The following is a 1,204-nucleotide window of genomic DNA, read 5'->3' as shown; positions in this document are numbered from 1 at the left end:
AGGCCGCTGACCTCACCATGGGGCTGGCGCTGCGCGACTATGGCTTTGATGACCATAAGACCCCCGCCGAAGACAAGCCTGAAGGCGAGGTGGTGATCGCTTCCAAAATACCGTCTGACCTCGAAGCTGCTTGCGGACCGTTGCTGGCAGTGGCTGAAGGCGTTCACATGACCCGGGATCTGGTCAATGAGCCTGCCAATGTGCTGACGACCACGGAATTCGCACGCCGCATCGAAGAAATGAAAGACATCGGCCTTGAGGTTGAAGTCCTGGAAGAGGCGGACCTGGAAAAGCTGGGCATGCGCACGCTGCTGTGCGTCGGTCAGGGCTCTGACAGTCCCTCCAAAGTGGCGGTGATGCAATGGAAAGGCGGCGCCAAGGACGCAGCCCCGCTGGCGCTGGTTGGCAAGGGCGTGGTGTTTGACACCGGCGGTATTTCCCTGAAGCCAGCGGGCGGCATGGAAGACATGACCATGGACATGGGCGGCGCCGGTGTCGTGGCCGGCACCATGAAGGCCCTGGCACTGCGCAAAGCCAAGGCCAATGTGGTCGGGCTGGTCGGCCTTGTGGAGAACATGCCCTCGGGCAATGCCACTCGTCCGGGTGATGTGGTGAAGTCGATGAAGGGCGACACGGTTGAAATCATCAACACCGACGCCGAGGGCCGTCTGGTTCTGTGTGACGTGCTTTGGTATGCACAAGAGCGGTTCAAGCCTGCGGGTGTGATTGATCTGGCGACCCTGACCGGCGCGATCATCATCGGGCTGGGGCATGAAAATGCCGGTGTGTTCTCCAATGATGATGATCTGTGCAATGCCTTCTTGAAAGCCGCACGCTCCGAGGGTGAGGGCGCCTGGCGGATGCCCTTGGGCAAGGCCTATGATGATCAGTTGAAATCGCGCATTGCCGATATGAAAAACGTGGGCGGGCGCCCGGCGGGGTCGATCACTGCGGCACAGTTCCTGCAACGCTTTATCAAGAAAGATATGCCCTGGATCCATCTGGACATCGCCGGTGTGGCCTCGGTCAAGGCGGATACGGACTATGCGCCCAAGGGTGCAACCGGGTGGGGCGTGATGGCGCTGAACCGGCTGGTCGCGGAAAAGTTCGAGGCGGAATAAGCGTTCATGGGGGCTGCCTATTTCTATCATCTGACGCGCAGGCCGCTGGAGGAGACCTTGCCGGTCCTTCTGGACAAGGCGCG

1 protein-coding gene and 1 pseudogene are annotated in these 1,204 nt (G+C 60.5%); both read left to right on the top strand.

What is annotated here, in order from left to right; genetic code table 11:
- Window positions 1-1,121 (top strand): leucyl aminopeptidase (locus A2I95_RS40060; RefSeq protein WP_291737896.1); only part of this gene is annotated, 1,121 nt, incomplete at its 5' end.
- A 6-nt stretch (window positions 1,122-1,127) separates the two neighbouring features.
- Window positions 1,128-1,204, top strand: a pseudogene (locus tag A2I95_RS40055) (DNA polymerase III subunit chi); the annotation flags it as partial.

It is taken from the genome of Leisingera sp. F5 (genome assembly GCF_001593695.1).
This window is presented reverse-complemented; position numbering and strand designations above follow the sequence as displayed.